The 17,931-nt window shown below is 66.4% G+C and carries 17 protein-coding genes; 7 read left to right on the top strand and 10 right to left on the bottom strand.

The genetic code is table 11. From position 1 onward, the window contains the following. From A7Q26_RS22985 to A7Q26_RS22960, 6 genes are all read right to left on the bottom strand, one after another. Positions 1–1,143, bottom strand: coding sequence for a glycosyltransferase family 4 protein (locus A7Q26_RS22985; RefSeq protein WP_066865046.1), 1,143 nt, complete (start codon positions 1,141–1,143; stop codon positions 1–3). Then, entirely contained in the window at positions 1,136–2,365 is a 1,230-nt protein-coding gene (locus tag A7Q26_RS22980; protein WP_066865044.1) for a glycosyl transferase, read from the bottom strand. The genes A7Q26_RS22985 and A7Q26_RS22980 overlap by 8 nt, the downstream gene beginning before the upstream one ends. Before the next feature lie 229 nt (positions 2,366–2,594). Beyond that, complete coding sequence (dapD, locus tag A7Q26_RS22975) at positions 2,595–3,434, bottom strand: 2,3,4,5-tetrahydropyridine-2,6-dicarboxylate N-succinyltransferase (RefSeq protein WP_066865041.1); 840 nt, start codon at positions 3,432–3,434, stop codon at positions 2,595–2,597. A gap of 3 nt (positions 3,435–3,437) precedes the next feature. Beyond that, positions 3,438–4,103 (bottom strand): pyrimidine 5'-nucleotidase, encoded by a 666-nt coding sequence (locus tag A7Q26_RS22970; protein ID WP_066865038.1) that lies wholly within the window; start codon positions 4,101–4,103, stop codon positions 3,438–3,440. Between the two features lie 172 nt (positions 4,104–4,275). After that, a complete protein-coding gene (locus A7Q26_RS22965) occupies positions 4,276–5,163 on the bottom strand; it encodes an LOG family protein (protein ID WP_066865035.1) in 888 nt (295 codons plus the stop codon). Between the two features lie 69 nt (positions 5,164–5,232). Beyond that, on the bottom strand, positions 5,233–5,913 hold the full coding sequence (locus A7Q26_RS22960) for an extensin family protein (RefSeq protein WP_066865031.1): 681 nt from the start codon (positions 5,911–5,913) through the stop codon (positions 5,233–5,235). Between the two features lie 161 nt (positions 5,914–6,074). On the opposite strand from A7Q26_RS22960, the gene A7Q26_RS22955 reads away from it, so the two are divergent. The 5 genes from A7Q26_RS22955 (at position 6,075) to A7Q26_RS22935 (ending at position 11,790) form a co-directional block, all read left to right on the top strand. Then, positions 6,075–7,235, top strand: coding sequence for a phosphoserine transaminase (locus tag A7Q26_RS22955; protein ID WP_066865028.1), 1,161 nt, complete (start codon positions 6,075–6,077; stop codon positions 7,233–7,235). A 127-nt stretch (positions 7,236–7,362) separates the two neighbouring features. Beyond that, on the top strand, positions 7,363–8,943 hold the full coding sequence (gene serA / locus A7Q26_RS22950) for a phosphoglycerate dehydrogenase (RefSeq protein ID WP_066865025.1): 1,581 nt from the start codon (positions 7,363–7,365) through the stop codon (positions 8,941–8,943). A 97-nt stretch (positions 8,944–9,040) separates the two neighbouring features. After that, the gene (locus A7Q26_RS22945; protein ID WP_066865346.1) at positions 9,041–10,177 is read left to right on the top strand and encodes an ATP phosphoribosyltransferase regulatory subunit; all 1,137 of its coding nucleotides are present in this window, start codon (positions 9,041–9,043) and stop codon (positions 10,175–10,177) included. A gap of 135 nt (positions 10,178–10,312) precedes the next feature. Beyond that, the gene (locus A7Q26_RS22940; RefSeq protein WP_066865022.1) at positions 10,313–11,602 is read left to right on the top strand and encodes an adenylosuccinate synthase; all 1,290 of its coding nucleotides are present in this window, start codon (positions 10,313–10,315) and stop codon (positions 11,600–11,602) included. Between the two features lie 5 nt (positions 11,603–11,607). Beyond that, entirely contained in the window at positions 11,608–11,790 is a 183-nt protein-coding gene (locus A7Q26_RS22935; RefSeq protein WP_066865020.1) for a hypothetical protein, read from the top strand. Here the strand turns inward: A7Q26_RS22935 and A7Q26_RS22930 are convergent. Then, on the bottom strand, positions 11,787–12,383 hold the full coding sequence (locus A7Q26_RS22930; protein WP_066865017.1) for a Pr6Pr family membrane protein: 597 nt from the start codon (positions 12,381–12,383) through the stop codon (positions 11,787–11,789). The genes A7Q26_RS22935 and A7Q26_RS22930 overlap by 4 nt on opposite strands. Further along, entirely contained in the window at positions 12,380–13,693 is a 1,314-nt protein-coding gene (locus A7Q26_RS22925) for a dicarboxylate/amino acid:cation symporter (RefSeq protein WP_066865343.1), read from the bottom strand. Before A7Q26_RS22925 ends, A7Q26_RS22930 begins: the two co-directional genes overlap by 4 nt. 139 nt (positions 13,694–13,832) lie before the next feature. Between A7Q26_RS22925 and A7Q26_RS22920 the strand changes: the two genes are divergently transcribed. Then, positions 13,833–14,717, top strand: a complete 885-nt coding sequence (locus tag A7Q26_RS22920) for a bestrophin family protein (protein WP_066865014.1) — start codon at positions 13,833–13,835, stop codon at positions 14,715–14,717. Positions 14,718–14,752: 35 nt separating this feature from the next. Here A7Q26_RS22920 and A7Q26_RS22915 read toward each other — a convergent pair whose 3' ends face one another. After that, positions 14,753–16,084, bottom strand: a complete 1,332-nt coding sequence (locus A7Q26_RS22915; RefSeq protein WP_066865012.1) for a dicarboxylate/amino acid:cation symporter — start codon at positions 16,082–16,084, stop codon at positions 14,753–14,755. A gap of 191 nt (positions 16,085–16,275) precedes the next feature. After that, on the bottom strand, positions 16,276–16,896 hold the full coding sequence (pdxH, locus tag A7Q26_RS22910) for a pyridoxamine 5'-phosphate oxidase (protein WP_443018180.1): 621 nt from the start codon (positions 16,894–16,896) through the stop codon (positions 16,276–16,278). A gap of 96 nt (positions 16,897–16,992) precedes the next feature. On the opposite strand from pdxH, the gene A7Q26_RS22905 reads away from it, so the two are divergent. Beyond that, positions 16,993–17,922, top strand: a complete 930-nt coding sequence (locus A7Q26_RS22905; protein ID WP_066865007.1) for a DnaJ C-terminal domain-containing protein — start codon at positions 16,993–16,995, stop codon at positions 17,920–17,922. Positions 17,923–17,931 lie beyond the last annotated feature (9 nt).

Raw genomic sequence — 17,931 nt, 5'->3', positions numbered from 1 at the left:
TCAGGCGGCCTGCGGCAGAATGGAGGGGAGGAGGGCACTATCCTCGTCCGACAGGCAGAGCCGGCAGTGCCGGTCCCAGGACAGGTTGGCCTGCGCCCAGGCGCGGGCCCGGTCGCCGATGCGCCGGCACAGGGCGGGATCGCGCACCAGCAGGTCGAGCGCGCTGCGGATCGAATCGATCGAACGACCATCGACGATGAAGCCGGTCACGCCGTCGCGGACCAGTTCGGCCGGGCCGCCATCCTGTCCGACGACGCACACCATGCCGTGCGCCATGGCGTCGGCGATGGACAGGCCGAAGCCCTCGATTTCCGCGCCGTCCTCCAGAGCGATCTGGGGATGGAGGAAGATGTCGGCCTGGGCATGGTGGTGCGCCAGTTCCGTGTCGGTCACATAGCCCGCCATGACGATCCGGTCGGCCAGGTCGGCCTCGCGGATGACTTCGCGCACGCGCACGCCATCGATGCCGCGCCCGACGATGACGTGGCGCAGCCCTTCGTCGCGGCGCGCGCAGGGAATGACGGCGCGGACGGCGGCGGGCACATTCTTGCGCGCGACGAGGCGGCAGACGGTGAGCAGGCGGGGGCTGCCCTCGCCCTGGGCGAAGGGGGTGGGCGCGCGCAGGGCGGGCATCAACACGCCGTTCCACGCCGTGACGGCGCGCGCGTCGAGATGGGGCAGGCGATCGAGCAGAAGGGTGCGGGTCACGTCACTGACCGCGATGATCCGCTGCGCCCGCGCCAATGTCAGGCGCAGCAGCACGAATGCCAGCCCGTGCGGTCGCCCGACCTCGCGGCCATGGATGGTCACGAGCAGCGGCCGGGGAAAGAGCAGGGCGGGCAGCGCCGCGCGCCAGGTGCAGGCGTGGATCATGTCCGGCCGGTCGCCTGCCATCCAGGCGCTCAGCATCGCGTGAAACAGCCGCCAGTAGACGATCAGCATGGCCGCCGCGCCGACATCGATCAGGGTCACGCCGCCCTCCTGCACCCGGCGCGGCCCGGCCGAGGACTTGGCGAAGAGGGTTACGCGCCGTCCCTGCGCGGCATAGGCGCGGCCGACTTCGCGGGCATAGGTCTGCACCCCGCCCTCGTCGGGTTCATAGACGCGGGCAACGAGCCAGAGATCGGACGGAGCGTCAGGCATGGGGCAGGGGGTCCAGTCGGGTCAGGGAGGGCATCGGCCGCACGGCGACGGGCCGGCTCCGGTGGAGATAGGCGGCGAGCGCACGGGCGGCGCGGGTCGAGGCCGGCTGGGCGCCATGGTCGAACGTGCGGGCGACGCCCTGGCGCTGGGCCGCCTCATAGGCGGCGTGGCTGGCGATGGCCGCCTCCGCCTCGTCGACGATATGGGCTGCGCTCTCCAGCACCGGGCCATAGCGCCAATGCCCGTAGCTCGGATCGTCGTGCCAGGCGGCGGCGTGACCGTTCAGGAACAGGCAGGGGCGCGGGCGCGCCAGATATTCATAGACCTGGCTGCTGACGTCGCCGAGATAGAGGTCCGCCATGTGGACATAGCTCATGTCCACGCTCGCCCGGCTGCCAAGGTCGACATGGATATGGGGCAGTGCGGCGAAGGGCGCCAGCCGCGTCTCCATTTCGGCCCGTTTGCGGCGCTTGTCGAACAGGCGGATATGGGGCGCGACGATCAGGTTGAACCGGTCATCCTGCGCGAAACGGTCGATCACCTGTTCGCCCATGCTCGACCAGGAAGACAGGCCGGGCGAGAAGTGGGGATTGTAGAGGACCACCGGCCGGGCGTTGGGGAAGAGTCGTTGCCGCCGCGCGCCCTGCGTCAGGTCGAACTTGGAATAGCCGGCGACGGCATAATGACCCTCGCGGATCAGCCCTTCGTCCAGCATCCGTCGCCGTTGCTTGTCGCCTGCGAGCAGCACGAAATCGAACCGGGCGATGCGCCGGTCATAGCCGACGGCCCGGTCGCCCGCGCCGTGGCAGGTATGGATGAAGCGGGTATTGCCCAGGCCCAGCCGCTTGAGGAGGAGCGAGGTGCGTTCCGGCACCACGATCGCGTCATAGCCGGCGAGCCGGTTGCGCGCGGCCAGCAATGCCGGCAGCTTGGGCGGGGTCGTAACGCCGGCCAGCCGGGCCAGCGCCTCCAGCCAGCGCCCGCCGCAGCGCAGGAAGCGGATCGGCCCCGCCCCGCGCGCCGCGGCTATGTCCCGCGCGAGCGTCAGATGGTCGTCGGTGGCGGCCATCAGGTCCACGACAAAGGCGGGATCGCGCGACAGCTCGATCGCGATCGGCAATGCGTGCAGCAGCTGGTGAATCTGGGCGTTGAAGAAGAAGCAGAGGCGCTGCGGCCGGGCCAGGAGCGCGGCTTCGCCGTGGATGAGCCAGGGGCGTCCCATGATGATTCTCCGTTGGTGCAGACCCGAACGGAGGACATGCCGCGTATTTATCGCGGCGGAATTTCACTATGCGTCAGCGCGCAAGGTGCGTGCAACAAAGATGTCAAACAGGGGCGGGCTGGCGCAATGAAGCGATCGTGCCCCTTGAAAAGGCCGGGTGCGTGCCTCGGATCACTCTCGCCCCGTCATCCCTGGCTTTGCGGGGATGACGGAGGAAGGTGGGCGGCGATCAGTCGCGCAGCAGTTCGTTGATGCCGGTCTTGGAACGCGTCTGCGCGTCGACGCGCTTGACGATCACCGCGCAATAGAGGCTGGGGCCGGGCGTGCCGTCGGGCAGCGGCTTGCCGGGCAGGGAGCCGGGGACGACCACCGAATAGGGCGGCACTTCGCCGATGAACACTTCGCCGGTGGCGCGGTCCACGATCTTGGTCGACATGCCGATGAACACGCCCATCGACAGCACCGAACCCTTGCCGATACGCACGCCTTCGACGACTTCGGAACGGGCGCCGATGAAGCAGTCATCCTCGATGATGACAGGGTCGGCCTGAAGCGGTTCCAGCACGCCGCCGATGCCGACGCCGCCCGACAGATGGACATTCTTGCCGATCTGGGCGCAGCTGCCGACCGTCACCCAGGTGTCGACCATCGTGCCTTCGTCGACGAAGGCGCCGATATTGACGAAGCTCGGCATCAGGATGACGTTCCTGGCGATATGACTGCCTGCGCGGGCGAAGCTGCCCGGCACGGCGCGGAAACCGGCGGCGCGGAAGGCGGCCTCGTCCCAGCCGGCGAACTTGCTCGGCACCTTGTCCCACCAATGGCCCGCACCCGGACCATTGTCGATCATGACATTGTCATTGAGGCGGAAGGACAGCAGCACCGCCTTCTTCGCCCACTGGTTGACCTGCCAGCCTTCCGCGGTCGGCTCGGCGACGCGCAGTTCTCCCTTGTCGAGCAGGGCCAGCGCCTTGTCCACCGCCTGGCGGACCTCGCCCTGGGTCGAAAGGCTGACATTGGCCCGGTCCTCCCAGGCGGCGTCTATGGTGGCGATCAGATCTTGGCTCATGGTTCAGTCCCCAATGATGTCGGCCAGGAATGGCGTCAGATGGTCGGTTTCGAAATCGATGAAATCGGGATGATGGCCATGATCCCCCGCTTCCGAGCCATTATTGACCCAGATGGTGGTCATGCCGATCGCCTTGGCGGGTGCCAAGTTGCGGGCCATATCCTCGAAGAAGGCGGCACGAGTCGGATCGACGTCGTGAACCCGGCACAGCTCGGCATAGCCCGACGGGTCGGGCTTGGGCACATATTGGCAGGCGTGGATGTCGTGGATCAGCTCGAACGTGCCGCCAAGCCCCAGCCTGTCCAGCACGCGCGCCGCATAGGCGGCATCGCCATTGGTGAAGATCAGGCGTCGGCCCGGAAGCGCCGCGATGCAGCGGTTCAGTTCGCCGTCTATTTCGAGACGGTCCATGGATATGTCATGGACATAGTCCAGAAATTCGCGCGGCTCGACGCCATGATGGTGCATCAGCCCCGACAGGGTCGTGCCATGTTCCAGGAAATAGCGTTTCTGCGTCTGGCGCGCGACCACCGGGTCGCATCCCAGCAGCCCCTGGATGAACTCGCCCATCTTCACGTCGATCAGGCCGAACAGGTCCGTCTTCGCCGGGTAGAGCGTATTGTCCAGATCGAAGATCCAGCTGTCGATATGGGCCATATCCGCGCGCATGGCCGCGCCCTAATCCCGCGCGGGGGCAAGGGCAAGGGGCGGAGGGCTATTCGAGTTGTCCTAATCCTCAACGTCGTCCCCGCGGAGGCGGGGATCCATCTCCAGACCTCTCATCCGGTTGCAACGTCGGGAGATGGATTCCCGCCTCCGCGGGAATGGCAGGGATTGTGGGCTATGCTGTGCCGCAGCCCGGCGTTTCGCTGTCCTGATAGAAGGCCTGCACCGCCGCCCAGGCGTCCTCGGCGGTCTCGACCCAGGTAAGGAGGTTGAGGTCCGACGGCGCGATCACGCCTTCGTCGGCCAGCGCCTCGAAATCGACCACCCGATTCCAGAATTCCCGGCCGAACAGCAGGATCGGGATCGGCTTCATCTTGCCGGTCTGGATCAGGGTCAGCAGCTCGAACATCTCGTCGAACGTGCCGAACCCGCCGGGGAACACCGCCAGCGCGCGGGCGCGCAGCAGGAAGTGCATCTTGCGCAGCGCGAAATAGTGGAACTGGAAGCTCAGCTCCGGCGTCACGAAGCGGTTGGGCGCTTGTTCATGCGGCAGGACGATGTTCATGCCGATCGTCGTCTGGCCGACATCGATCGCGCCGCGATTGGCTGCCTCCATGATCGAGGGGCCGCCGCCCGAGCAGACGACGAAGTGGCGACATCCCGCGTCATTCACCGGATATTGGGCGGCGATGCGTGCCAGCTTGCGCGCTTCGTCATAATAGATCGCCTTGCGGCCGAGATTTTCGGCGATGCGCCGCTGCTGCGGCGTGGTCGCCGCGTCGATCCGCGCCTGCACTTCTTCGGGCTGCGGGATGCGGGCGGAGCCGTAGAAGACGAAGGTCGACTCGATCTTCGCCTCGTCCATCAGCAACTGGGGTTTGAGCAGTTCGAGCTGGAAGCGGATCGGGCGCAGATCCTCGCGCAGCAGGAATTCCGTATCCTGAAAGGCGAGCTTGTAGGCCGCGCTCTGCGTCTGCGGGGTGCCGGTCAGATGTTTGCGGGCATCATCGGCCTCTTCGCGGGCCGGACGGAATTTCCGTTCTTCGATTTCTTTTTTCGTCATTTGCACCGACTTAGTGCGCGGGAACGACAAAACCAAGACCGGATCGCGGCAAATCCGGGCAGGTCGTCGCTAGCGGCAAAATCCCCCTTTGCCCCCCATGTCGAAATGGAAATGGTCATGATGGGCGGCGTTATAGTCGGGGCTGAGGACGGTGTTGAAACGCTTGCAGGCGCTGGCGTGGATCAGGCTCAGAAACTGGCGCGTCTGCTTGTCGCCATTCCAGTCCTTCTGCACGCTGATCCGGCGTCCGTCGGCCAGGACGAAGGCGGACACGTCGATCGCGTTGCTGTGTGCATGTTCGCTCAATCGGCCGCTGCCCGCGATCGGCCGGCAATTATAGGTGCCGAACGTCTCGATCTTCTGGATTTCCGCGCCCAGTACCAGGCGTGCGGCCGGCTGCACGCCATAACGTGCCCAGGCCGCGAAATTGGCGGCGAGCGTGCAGGTCATAGCGCCGAGGCCGGTGGCAGGGACGCCGATGTCGATCAGCTTGACGCTGCCGATCGCGCTGCACCCGCCGCCGAAATTCCGGTCGGGCAGGGGTGTGAAGGCCACCGCCTGGGATTGCAGTTTCGCAAGGCATTGCCGCGTTTCCAGCGCCGGCTGGGCTGGCGCGCGGACTGGATTCGATGCGCGAGTCACCTTGCCGCGCGGCACCAGGTCGCCGCCGCATCCCGCCAATGCCATCGTGCCTGACAGCAGCACGGCCAGGGCCGCGCCGCGCAGGTTGCCCTTCGCCCGCCTTTCCATGAATCGGGTCTTTACCACTGGAAAGGCAGCGGGGGGTTAACGACACCAACGATTCGTCGCATTTCGACATTCGCCTTGACTCTTTCCCCTATCTCTCTAGTGCGGCCGACGGGCCACGCGGTCCCAACGCCGCGCGTGCTCTCTGTAAGGAGACGCATTACATGACTGATCTGACTGCCGTTGACGCCACCCTTGCGCCTGTCGCAAAGCCTGCCAGCCGTCCGGCCCGCCCCTTCTTTTCTTCCGGTCCCTGCGCCAAGCCTCCGGGCTGGGACGCCGCCAAGCTGAGCACGGACTCGCTCGGCCGCTCGCACCGCGCCAAGATCGGCAAGACCCGCCTCGCTTATTGCATCGACCTGATGCGCGAACTGCTGAACCTGCCCGACACCCACCGCATCGGCATCGTGCCCGGGTCCGACACCGGCGCCTTCGAAATGGCGATGTGGACGATGCTGGGCGCCCGCCCCGTCACCACGCTCGCCTGGGAAAGCTTCGGCGAAGGCTGGGTGACGGACGCCGCCAAGCAGCTGAAGCTCGACCCCACCGTCATCCGCGCCGACTATGGCCAGCTGCCGGACCTTGGCACCGTCGATTTCTCGAACGACGTGCTTTTCACCTGGAACGGCACCACCTCGGGCGTGCGCGTGCCGAACGCCGACTGGATTCCGGCCGACCGTGAAGGCCTGACCTTCGCCGACGCGACCAGCGCGGTCTTCGCTTACGAGATCGACTGGACCAAGATCGACGTCGCCACCTTCTCCTGGCAGAAGGTGCTGGGCGGCGAGGGCGGCCATGGCGTGCTGATCCTCGGCCCCCGCGCCGTGGAACGCCTCGAAACCCACACCCCGGCCTGGCCGCTGCCCAAGGTGTTCCGCCTGATGGCGAAGGGCAAGCTCGCCGAAGGCGTGTTCAAGGGCGAGACGATCAACACTCCCTCGATGCTCGCTGTCGAGGACGCGATCTTCGCGCTCGAATGGGGCAAGTCGCTGGGCGGCCTCAATGGCCTGATCGCGCGCAGCAACGCCAATGCGGCAGCGCTGAACAAGATCGTCGAGGAACGCGACTGGCTCGGCCATCTCGCCGCCGACGCGGCGTCGCGCTCGACCACGAGCGTCTGCCTGACCGTCGAGGGTGCGGACGAAGCCTTTATCAAGGCCTTCGCCGCGCTCCTCGAAAAGGAAGGCGCCGCCTATGACGTCGCGGGCTATCGCGACGCCCCGGCGGGCCTGCGCATCTGGTGCGGCGCGACCGTCGAAACTGCCGATATCGAGGCGCTCGGTCCCTGGCTCGACTGGGCCTATGCCCAGACCAAGGCTGCTTAACTAACCTCTTCCCTTATATTCCCGTCATCCCAGCGAAAGCTGGGATCTCAGGCCTCTTGGTACGACTTCGCCGCCTGAGATCCTGACTTTCGTCAGGATGACGAATTGCACAGAAAGGCAATTCGTCATGCCCAAGGTACTTATCAGCGACAAGATGGACCCCCGCGCCGCCGCGATTTTCCGTGAACGCGGCGTGGAAGTCGATGAAATCACCGGCAAGACCCCCGAAGAGCTGAAGGCGATCATCGGCCAGTATGACGGTCTCGCCATCCGCAGCTCGACCAAGGTCACCAAGGAGATTCTGGAGGCCGCGACCAATCTGAAGGTCATCGGCCGCGCCGGCATCGGCGTCGACAATGTCGATATCCCGGCCGCTTCGGCCAAGGGCGTGATCGTCATGAACACGCCGTTCGGCAACTCGATCACCACCGCGGAACATGCCATCGCGCTGATGTTCGCGCTGGCTCGCCAGCTGCCCGAGGCGAACGCGCAGACGCAGGCGGGCCTGTGGCCCAAGAACGGTTTCATGGGCGTGGAAGTCACCGGCAAGGTGCTCGGCCTGATCGGCGCGGGCAATATCGGCTCGATCGTCGCCAGCCGCGCGCTGGGCCTGAAGATGAAGGTCGTCGCCTTCGATCCCTTCCTGACCCCGGAACGCGCGATCGAGATGGGCGTGGAAAAGGCCGATCTCGACACGCTGCTGGCCAAGGCCGACTTCATCACGCTGCACACGCCGCTGACCGACCAGACCCGCAACATCCTGTCGAAGGACAATCTCGCCAAGACCAAGAAGGGCGTGCGGATCATCAACTGCGCGCGTGGCGGCCTGATCGACGAGGCGGCGCTGAAGGAGGCGCTGGATTCGGGCCATGTCGCGGGCGCCGCGCTCGACGTGTTCGCCACCGAGCCGGCGAAGGAATCGCCGCTGTTCGGCACGCCGAACTTCATCTGCACCCCGCATCTGGGCGCATCGACCGATGAAGCGCAGGTCAATGTCGCGCTCCAGGTCGCCGAACAGCTGAGCGACTATCTGCTCGACGGCGGCATCACCAATGCGCTGAACGTCCCCAGCCTGTCGGCCGAGGAAGCCCCGAAGCTCAAGCCCTATATGGCGATCGCGGAGAAGCTGGGCAGCCTGGTCGGCCAGCTCGAAGGCGATGCCATCACCGGCGTCGCGGTCGAGGTGGAGGGCCATGCCGCCGAACTCAACCAGAAGCCGATCACCGCTGCGGTGCTCGCCGGCCTGATGCGAGTCTATTCGGACACGGTGAACATGGTCAACGCGCCCTTCCTGGCGAAGGAGCGCGGTCTGGACGTGCGCGAAGTCCGTCACGACCGCGAGGGCGATTACCAGACCCTGGTGCGCGTCACCGTCACGACGGCGAATGGCGACAAGTCGGTGGCCGGCACGCTGTTCGGCCATGCCCAGCCGCGTCTGGTCGAGCTGTTCGGCATCAAGGTCGAAGCCGATCTCGACGGCACCATGCTCTACATCGTCAACCAGGACGCGCCCGGCTTTATCGGTCGCCTGGGTAGCAAGCTGGGCGAGGCGGAAGTCAATATCGGCACCTTCCACCTTGGCCGTCGCGACCAGGGCGGCGAAGCCGTGCTGCTGCTGTCGGTCGACGGTACCGTCACCGAGCCGCTGCGCTGGGAAATCTGCAACCTCACCGGGGTGAAGCAGGTCAAGCTGCTGCGCTTCGCCTGATTTCGACCCTCGGGTCCGGGCATCGCCGAATGCCCGGACCCGAGAGTAGAGGGACTGGCCAAAATCGCATAATTCGCTAAAGGGCCAGCCCATGACCATGACAAGCGCCATGATCCCGCCCGGCCTTCTTCCCGAAGGCCTGTCCGACCGCCTGCCGCCGCAGGCCGAAGCCTCCGCCCGGCTGGCGCGCCGCGTGCTCGATACGGTCGCGACTCATGGCTATGAACGGGTCATGCCGCCGCTGGCGGAGTTCGAGGATACGCTGACCCAGCGCCTCAAATCCATGCGCGCGCAGGATCTGGTCCGTGCCGTCGATCCGGTGTCGCAGCGCAGCCTCGCCTTCCGCCCGGACATGACTGCACAGGTCGGCCGCATCGCCGCCACCCGCCTGGCGAGTGTGCCGCGCCCGCTGCGTCTCTCCTACGCCGGCCCGGTCATCCGCCAGAAGGCGAGCCAGTTGCGCCCTGAGCGCGAGAAGATGCAGCTTGGCGCCGAACTGATCGGCAGCGACAGCACCGCCGCGGCGGTGGAGATCGTCAACATCGCGATCGAGGCGCTGACCGCCGCCGGGGTCGCCGGCATCACCATCGATTTCACCCTGCCCGACCTGATCGACGCGCTGGCCGCCGGTCCGCTGCCGCTTGCCGCGCAGGAGATCGAGGCGGTCCGCGCCGGACTGGATGCGAAGGATGCGGGCGCGCTGGTGGCGATCAGCCCGGCGGCGGCCGCCTATCTGCCGCTGATCGAGGCGACCGGACCATTTCATGCCGCGATGGAGCGGCTGGAGGCGTTCAGCGCAGAGCTGGGCGGCGCGATCGACAGCCGCATCGCCGGTCTGCGCGCCATCGCCAAACCGATCGGCTGGGACATCACCCTGACCCTTGATCCGACCGAACGCCATGGTTTCGAGTTCCAGAACTGGTTTGGCTTCTCCATCTTCGCCGAAGGCTTCATCGGCGAGATCGGCCGCGGAGGCAGCTACGCCATCGCCCGCGCCGACCGCGCGGACGAGCCGGCCATGGGCTTTTCCCTCTATCCCGATCCGCTGATCGACGCGGGCTTCGGCGGTGAAAGTCCCCGGCGGCTGTTCCTGCCGCTGGGTCATGACGCCACGCGCGCGGCGGAACTGCGGGCCGAAGGCTGGCACACCGTAGCAGCGTTGTCCGGCGATGAAAATGGTACGGCCCAGCGTTGTTCGCATTGGCTGGACGGCGGGGAACCGCGCGCCTATTGACTTGACTTCACCGGGGCAGCGCGGCTAACGCGCGGCCCGCAACAGGGCGCAGTGCGCGCCCATTTGATCCCACCGGCATGTCGAGTCCCGTCGAAGGACATGGCCGGTCCGCGCGGCGGGCGGAGGACTGTATCTGTGGCAAATGTGACCGTGATCGGCGCCCAGTGGGGCGACGAAGGCAAGGGCAAGATCGTCGACTGGCTGTCGGAGCGCGCCGATGTCGTCGCCCGTTTCCAGGGCGGCCATAATGCCGGCCACACGCTGGTCGTGGGCGAGAAGGTCTACAAGCTCTCGCTGCTCCCTTCGGGCATCGTGCGTGGCACGCTCAGCGTGATCGGCAATGGCGTGGTGCTTGATCCCTGGCACTTCCGCGATGAGGTCGCCAAGCTCAAGGGACAGGGGGTCGAGATCAATCCCGGCAATCTCCAGATCGCCGAAACCTGCCCGTTGATCCTGCCCTTCCACCGCGACCTCGATGGCCTGCGCGAGGATGCGAGCGGCGCCGGCAAGATCGGCACCACTCGTCGCGGCATCGGTCCGGCCTATGAGGACAAGGTCGGCCGCCGCGCCATCCGCGTCTGCGACCTCGCCCATCTCGACGACCTTGGCCCGCAGATCGACCGGCTGACCGCGCATCATGACGCGCTGCGCGCCGGGTTCGGCGAGGCGCCGATCGATCGCGCCGCGCTGATCGCCGAACTGACGGAGATTGCCGACTTCATCCTGCCTTTCGTCAAGCCGGTCTGGCTGACGCTCAACAAGGCGAAGGCGGACGGCAAGCGCATCCTGTTCGAGGGCGCGCAGGGCACGCTGCTCGACATCGATCATGGCACCTATCCCTTCGTCACCTCGTCCAACACGGTGGCGGGCACGGCGGCGAGCGGCACTGGCCTTGGTCCCAATGGCGCCGGTTTCGTACTGGGCATCGTCAAGGCCTACACCACCCGCGTCGGCTCCGGCCCGTTCCCGACCGAACAGGAAAATGACGTCGGCCAGCGGCTGGGCGAGCGGGGTCATGAATTCGGCACCGTCACCGGCCGCAAGCGTCGCTGCGGCTGGTTCGACGCCGTGCTGGTGCGCCAGTCGGTCGCCGTGTCGGGCGTCACCGGCATCGCGCTGACCAAGTTGGACGTGCTGGACGGGTTCGACATGCTCAAAATCTGCGTCGGCTACCAGATCGGCGACCAGAGGTTCGACTATCTGCCCGCCCATGCGCAGGACCAGGCGAAGGCGGAGCCGATCTACGAGGATATCGAAGGCTGGCAGGACACCACCGCCGGCGCGCGCAGCTGGGCCGATCTTCCGGCGCAGGCGATCAAATATATCCGTCGTATCGAGGAGCTGATCGGCTGCCCGGTCACGCTCGTCTCCACCAGCCCCGAGCGCGACGATACCATCCTCGTCCGCGATCCGTTCGCGGACTGACCGCCATGGCGGGAGAGCGTTTCGAGCGCCACAAGCAGCCCTGGACCCAGGACGAGATCCAGAAGCTGCACACGCTGGCAAAGAAGGGCATGGCGCTCAAGGCCATCGCCAAGGCGCTCACCCGCAGCGAGGAATCGGTCAAGACCCGTGCCAAGCAGGACGGGCTGTCGATCGCGAAATTGCGCTAACGCCGATGCCCCATGCGCTGGTCGATCCAGACCAGCGCATGGCCGGCGAGCAGGAATCCGGCGGCGATCAGCAGGGCATTGAGCGCGACCTGCCCGATGCCGAGCTTCGTCACGTCGAGGAAGGGATAGGCATATCGTCCTTCCATCGCCCCGCGGAGCAGGGCGTAGGGCAGATAGGCGGCGGGAAAGAGCGCCCAGATCCAGGGATCGCGCCAGCCCAGCATCCCCTTGCGGGCGCATGTCAGCCACCAGAGCGGCGCGAGCAGCGGCGTCACCTTGTGCAGCAGCATATCGGCCAGCAGCGCGCCGCCGCTCAACGACAGAAGCCCGCGCAGCAGCAGGCCATAGATCACGCCCACCAGCAATATCGCCAGCAGGACGCCGCCGAGCAACCGGGGCGCGACCCTGCGGTCGAACGCGATGGCGGTGAAGGTCATCGCGACCGCGACATTGGTCAGCACCGTGAAGAAACGCAACAATATCCACAGCGTCCCGGCCACCGACCCGGTCTGGGCAAAGGTCGCCTGGAACTGGACCCCCAGCCCCGCCACGGCCGCCAGCGCGACCAGCGCCGCCCCGAACCGCGCCATCATGCCCGCGCCGTCTCCCGTCCATCCTCTTCGCCCGCCGAGATCACGGTGGCGGCCACCAGGTCGCCGGTCACGTTGAGCGACGTGCGACACATGTCGAGGAACCGGTCGACGCCCAGCACCAGGCCGATTCCGGCGGGCGGGATGCCGACCATACCCAGGATCATGGCCACGACCGGCAGCGATCCGGCCGGAACCCCGGCCGTGCCGACCCCGCCCAGGATGCAGACCAGCATCACCATCAGTTGCTGCGTCAGGCTGAGGTCGATGCCGAAAAATTGCGCCAGGAAGATCACCGTGATCCCTTCGAACATCGCCGTGCCATTCTGGTTGGCGGTGGCGCCGATGGTGAGCACGAAGCGCGCGATGCGACGGGGCAGATGGAGATTGTCCTCCGCCACGCGAAGCGCGGTGGGCAGGGTGGCGTTGGACGAAGCGGTGGCGAAGGCCATCACCGTCGCCTCCTGCACCGCCGCGAAGAAGCGCAGCGGCGATCGGCGCGCGAAGACCAGCAGCAGGAGCGAGAAGACGCCGAACATCTGGATCGCCAGCGCCAGCAGCACGACGCCGACATAGGCGGACAGGCGGATCAGCAAGTCCCAGCCGAACTGCGCCGCCAGGTTGAACATGAAGCAGGCGATGGCGACCGGGGCCAGGCGGATGACGATGCCGATCAGGCGCATCGTCACTTCGAACATCCCCTCCATGGCGGTCAGCAGCAGCCTGGACCGATCGGTCTGGACCAGCAGCAGGCCGATGCCGAAGAACAGAGCGAAGACCATTACCGCCAATATGTCGTTGTCGGCCATCGCACTGACGACATTGTCGGGCACGATGGCGATCAGCGCCTGCATCCCGGTGGGCGTGTCGCCGCCGCGATCCAATATGGCCTGGGCGCCCGGTCCTGCCTCGGCCAGCATCGCGCGTGCCTGCGCCGGGTCGATCCCCACCCCCGGCTGGAGCAGGTTGACGAGGGTGAGGCTCAGCGCCACCGCGATGCCCGACACGATCAGCGTGTAGACGAGCGTGCGGATCCCCACGCGCCGCAGGGATCGCAGTTCGCCCATCTCGGCGATGCCGACGATCAGCGCCGACACGAGCAGCGGAATGACCAGCATGAAGAGCAGGCGCAGGAAAAGCTGGCCGACCGGGCCGGTCACATAGGTGGTGATGGCGTCGACCCATCGCGCATCCGGGGCGGTCACATAAACGGCCAGGCCAAGGAGCAGCCCCACGAGGAAGCCGACCAGCATCTGCCATTGCAGCGACAGGCCCGACTTCTTCGCTTCGATTTCGGGCGCGACGCCGGTCATGACCTTCTCCCGCTCAACCATGGCTCAACGAGCCAGGACGCCGCCAGTTGCACATGGCCGCGCCGATCGTTTCGCTATAGCATCAAGGGAGCCTTTGCGCGCCTCTCGCGTTGGGGCGGTCCATTCATCGGAGACCTGCATGATCGTCGATCCCGTTCCCAGCATCCGCCGGATCGCGGCCGAAGTGTGGAAGCCGCTGACGGTACTATTCGTCTGGGACTGCGCCGTCACGATCACTTATTATGTGTTGCCCTTCAAGGCGCCCGAATTGCCACTCACCATCTTCGGGTCGGCGCTGGCATTGTTCCTGGGTTTCCGGTCGAACAGCGCCTATCAGCGCTGGTGGGAGGGGCGGGTGCTGTGGGGCGCGATGATCAACGCCTCGCGCAGCCTGTCGCGCGCCACCCGCAACTTTCTGCCGGACCCGGAGGCGCGCGACCTGAAGCGCGAGATCGTCAAGCGCCAGATCGCCTATGTGAACGCGCTGCGCTGCCAGCTCCGCCGCCAGCCGATCGGCGAGGAGGTCACGCTCTTCCTGCGCGAGGAGGACAGGGGCAAGGCGCTGGCCCGCGCCAATCCCGCCAACGGGCTGCTCGACAGCACCGGGCGCCGGATCGACATCGCCCGGCGCGAAGGCTGGCTCGACACCATCCAGCAGACGCAGATGGAGGCGGTGCTGGTCGACATCGCCAATGCGCAGGGTGGCATGGAGCGGCTGAAGAACACGCCGCTGCCTTTTCAATACCGCTTTCTGCCGACCGTGTTCACCCACATGTTCTGCATCCTGCTGCCCATCGGGCTTGTCGAGTCGCTGGGTTTCGCGACGCCGCTGGGATCGACGGTGGCGGGGCTGATGTTCCTGGCGGTGCTGCGGATCGGCGACGACCTCACCGATCCCTTCGACAACAGCGTGCATGACGTGCCGCTGACCGCCATGTGCCGGACGATCGAGATCGACCTGCTCCAGTCGATCGGCGACCCCGCGCCTGAGCCGGTGAAGCCCGTGCGCGGAGTGTTGTGGTAATCAGCCTATAGGCCGTCCGAACCGGGGCAGGAGTGTCACCCCTTCCGGTCGTCGTCCACCATGTCGGAGGCCAGCTCCAGTCCCGCGCGACCATGGGAGGGCGTGTGGGCGGGCGCCTTGGGATGGGGCACGTCGATCGGCTCCTCGACCTCCAGCATCCCTTCCCACTTGGTGATGACGGAGGTGGCGATGGCGTTGCCCAGAACGTTCGTGGCGGTGCGGCCCATGTCCATGAAATGGTCGACGGCGAGGATGAAGGCCACGCCTTCGACCGGCAGGTCGAACTGGCCGAGCGTCGCTGCGACCACGACCAGCGATGCGCGCGGTACGGCGGCGATGCCCTTGCTGGTCACCATCAGCACCAGCAGGATGGTGATCTGCGTCGCGATCGGCAGGTCGATGCCATAGGCCTGGGCGATGAAGATGGTCGCGAAGGTCGCGTACATCATCGACCCGTCCAGGTTGAAGCTGTAGCCCAGCGGCAGCACGAAGCTGTAGATGCGCCGCGGCACGCCGAACCGGTCGAGCTGTTCCAGCATCTTGGGATAGGCGGCCTCGGACGAGGCGGTCGAGAAGGCGATCAGCAGCGGCTCGCGGACATAGCGGATCAGCGTCACCATCCGTTTGCCCAGGAAGATGGAACCGGCCGCGACCAGCAGCACCCACAGGCAGATCAGCGCGATATAGAATTCGCCCACCAGCTCGCCATAGGTCTTGAGTACCCCCAGCCCCTGGACCGTCACCGACGAGGCGAGGGCGCCGAACACCGCGAAGGGCGCGACGCGCATGACATAGCCCGTCACCTGCAGCATCAGCTCGACCATCGCCTCGATCACCGTCACGATCGGCTTGCCCTTGTCGCCTATGGCGGTCAGCGCGACGCCGACGAACAGCGAGAAGACGACGATCTGGAGGATCGAATTTTCCGCCATCGCGCCCACCATCGAGGTGGGGAAGACGTGCAGGATGAAGTCGCGGAAGTTGAGCGCCTCGGTATTGACGCCCGACTCTCCGCCGGAGCGGACGAGGTTGAGGCCGTCGCCCGGCGCGAAGAAATTGACGAAGATCAGGCCCAGCGTCAGCGAGATCAGGCTGGCGATGATGAACCAGGCCAGTGCCCGCCCGCCGATCCGCCCCAGCGCCGCGCTGTCGCCCATATGGGCGATGCCCGCGACCAGCGTGGAAAAGACCAGCGGCGCGATAATCATCTTGATCAGGTGCAGGAAGATGTCGGCCAGAAGGTGGAAATAGCCCGCTACATCCTTCGCCAGCGTTTCGTCGCCGCCGACCCAGAGATTGGCCACGAAGCCCGTGAACACCCCCAGGACCATGCCGATGAGGATGAAGGCCGTCAGTCTGTTTCGCATCAAATCCCTCTAGGTCGCGTCTGCACGCGCCCCCGCATATTGTACATCTGTCAGGCCGACACCTAACAGGCGCTTGGGAAGCCCGCAATCGGCGCGCGTCCAGTCGCATGGGAGAAGACGAAGCAGTGCGGTCTTTCCGCCCCCCGCTTTTCGCTCCGTCCCGGTGTTAACGGCAAATGTCTGGATCAGGGTCAGGGATAGAGCAGCCCTTCGCGCCAGCCGTCGGCAGTGCGTTCGAACAGGCGGCGCTCATGCAGCCGATGTTCGCGATCCTGCCAATATTCGATCCGCTCGGGCGTCACGCGAAAGCCCGACCAGTGCGGCGGGCGCGGGACCGGACCGCCATCGAACCGGGCGCTGACCGCCTCGAAACGGTCCATGAAGGTCTGGCGATCGGGCAGCGGGCGGGATTGGTCGGACGCCCAGGCGCCCAGCTGGCTGTCGCGGCTGCGGGTGGCGAAATAGGCGTCGGCGGTGGCGTCGTCGACCGGGCCGACCGGCCCCTCGACGCGGATCTGCCGACGCAGCGACTTCCAGTGGAAGAGCAGCGCGGCATGGGGGTTTTCCAGCAATTCGCCGGCCTTGCGCCCCTCGAAATTGGTGTAGAAGATGAAGCCGTCGGGGCCATGGCCCTTGAGCAGCACCATGCGCACCGACGGCCGCCCGCGCGCGTCCGCGGTAGCCAGAGCCATCGCGTTGCTGTCGTTGGGCTCGGACTGGCGCGCCTGCGCGTACCAATCGTCGAAAAGGGCGAAGGGATCGTTCATGTGTCGGTCTTTACGGGTCTGTCCCCGGCGTGTCGATACGGGCAAGCCGGTATGGACAGCCGCGCCATCCCCTTCTTGAATGTCGGCCGCGTATCGTCCACATAGTCCACAAGTGATGCTTTTGTGCAACAGGTAGAGAGAATGGCTGATCCTTATTCCACCCTGGGCATAGCCCGCAACGCCAGCGAGGCGGAGATCAAGTCCGCTTACCGCAAGCTGGCCAAGGAGCTGCACCCCGACCGGAACAAGGACAATCCCAAGGCGGCCGAGAAATTCTCGGCCGTCACCAACGCCTATGACCTGCTGTCGGACAAGGACAAGCGCGCGCGCTTCGACCGTGGCGAGATCGATGGCGACGGCAATCCGACCGCGCCCTTCGGCTTTAGCGGGGGCGCTGGCGCTGGCGGCGGCTTTCGCGGCCAGCAGGGTGGCGGTTTCGATGCGGGCGGCGCGGATTTCGGCGACATATTCGAAGGGCTGTTCGGCGGCGCGGGCCGGCGGGCCGGCGGTGGCGGAGGCTTTGGCGGTTTCGGCCGGCAGGCGCCGCCGCAGAAGGGCGCTAACGTCAATTATCGCCTGGCGGTGCAGTTCGTCGACGCGGCGACGCTGGCGCCGCAGCGTATCACGCTGCAGGACGGCAAGACCATCGACCTCAAGCTGCCCGCTGGAGTCGAGAGCGGCACGCAGATGCGCCTGTCGGGCAAGGGGCAGGCCGGGCCGGGCGGCGCGGGCGATGCGATCGTCACCGTCGATGTGAAGCCGCACCCCTTTTTCACCCGCGACGGCGACAATGTGCTGCTCGACCTGCCCATCACCCTGGGGGAGGCGGTGAAGGGCGGGAAGGTCAAGGTACCGACGGTCGACGGCCCGGTGATGCTGGGCGTGCCGGTTGGCGCGACCTCCGGCAAGACGCTGCGGCTGCGCGGCAGGGGCTTCACCGGCAAGGACGGCAATCGCGGCGACCAGCTGGTCACGCTCCAGATCGACGTGCCCGCCGACGATCCGGCGATCCGGGCGCTGGTGGAAAGCTGGCAGGACCAGCGCGCCGTGCGCGCCCATCTGGGCGTCTGACGCGTTAGG

Source organism: Sphingobium sp. TCM1, from assembly GCF_001650725.1.
In the GTDB taxonomy this organism is placed as follows: domain Bacteria; phylum Pseudomonadota; class Alphaproteobacteria; order Sphingomonadales; family Sphingomonadaceae; genus Sphingobium.
This window is presented reverse-complemented; position numbering and strand designations above follow the sequence as displayed.

Coding starts and splice junctions, on each gene's coding strand:
- A7Q26_RS22985 (WP_066865046.1), bottom strand. CDS start 1,143: ATGCCTGACGCTCCGTCCGATCTCTGGCTCGTTGCCCGCGTCTATGAA.
- A7Q26_RS22980 (WP_066865044.1), bottom strand. CDS start 2,365: ATGGGACGCCCCTGGCTCATCCACGGCGAAGCCGCGCTCCTGGCCCGG.
- dapD (WP_066865041.1), bottom strand. CDS start 3,434: ATGAGCCAAGATCTGATCGCCACCATAGACGCCGCCTGGGAGGACCGG.
- A7Q26_RS22970 (WP_066865038.1), bottom strand. CDS start 4,103: ATGCGCGCGGATATGGCCCATATCGACAGCTGGATCTTCGATCTGGAC.
- A7Q26_RS22965 (WP_066865035.1), bottom strand. CDS start 5,163: ATGACGAAAAAAGAAATCGAAGAACGGAAATTCCGTCCGGCCCGCGAA.
- A7Q26_RS22960 (WP_066865031.1), bottom strand. CDS start 5,913: ATGGAAAGGCGGGCGAAGGGCAACCTGCGCGGCGCGGCCCTGGCCGTG.
- A7Q26_RS22955 (WP_066865028.1), top strand. CDS start 6,075: ATGACTGATCTGACTGCCGTTGACGCCACCCTTGCGCCTGTCGCAAAG.
- serA (WP_066865025.1), top strand. CDS start 7,363: ATGCCCAAGGTACTTATCAGCGACAAGATGGACCCCCGCGCCGCCGCG.
- A7Q26_RS22945 (WP_066865346.1), top strand. CDS start 9,041: ATGACAAGCGCCATGATCCCGCCCGGCCTTCTTCCCGAAGGCCTGTCC.
- A7Q26_RS22935 (WP_066865020.1), top strand. CDS start 11,608: ATGGCGGGAGAGCGTTTCGAGCGCCACAAGCAGCCCTGGACCCAGGAC.
- A7Q26_RS22930 (WP_066865017.1), bottom strand. CDS start 12,383: ATGATGGCGCGGTTCGGGGCGGCGCTGGTCGCGCTGGCGGCCGTGGCG.
- A7Q26_RS22925 (WP_066865343.1), bottom strand. CDS start 13,693: ATGACCGGCGTCGCGCCCGAAATCGAAGCGAAGAAGTCGGGCCTGTCG.
- A7Q26_RS22920 (WP_066865014.1), top strand. CDS start 13,833: ATGATCGTCGATCCCGTTCCCAGCATCCGCCGGATCGCGGCCGAAGTG.
- A7Q26_RS22915 (WP_066865012.1), bottom strand. CDS start 16,084: ATGCGAAACAGACTGACGGCCTTCATCCTCATCGGCATGGTCCTGGGG.
- A7Q26_RS22905 (WP_066865007.1), top strand. CDS start 16,993: ATGGCTGATCCTTATTCCACCCTGGGCATAGCCCGCAACGCCAGCGAG.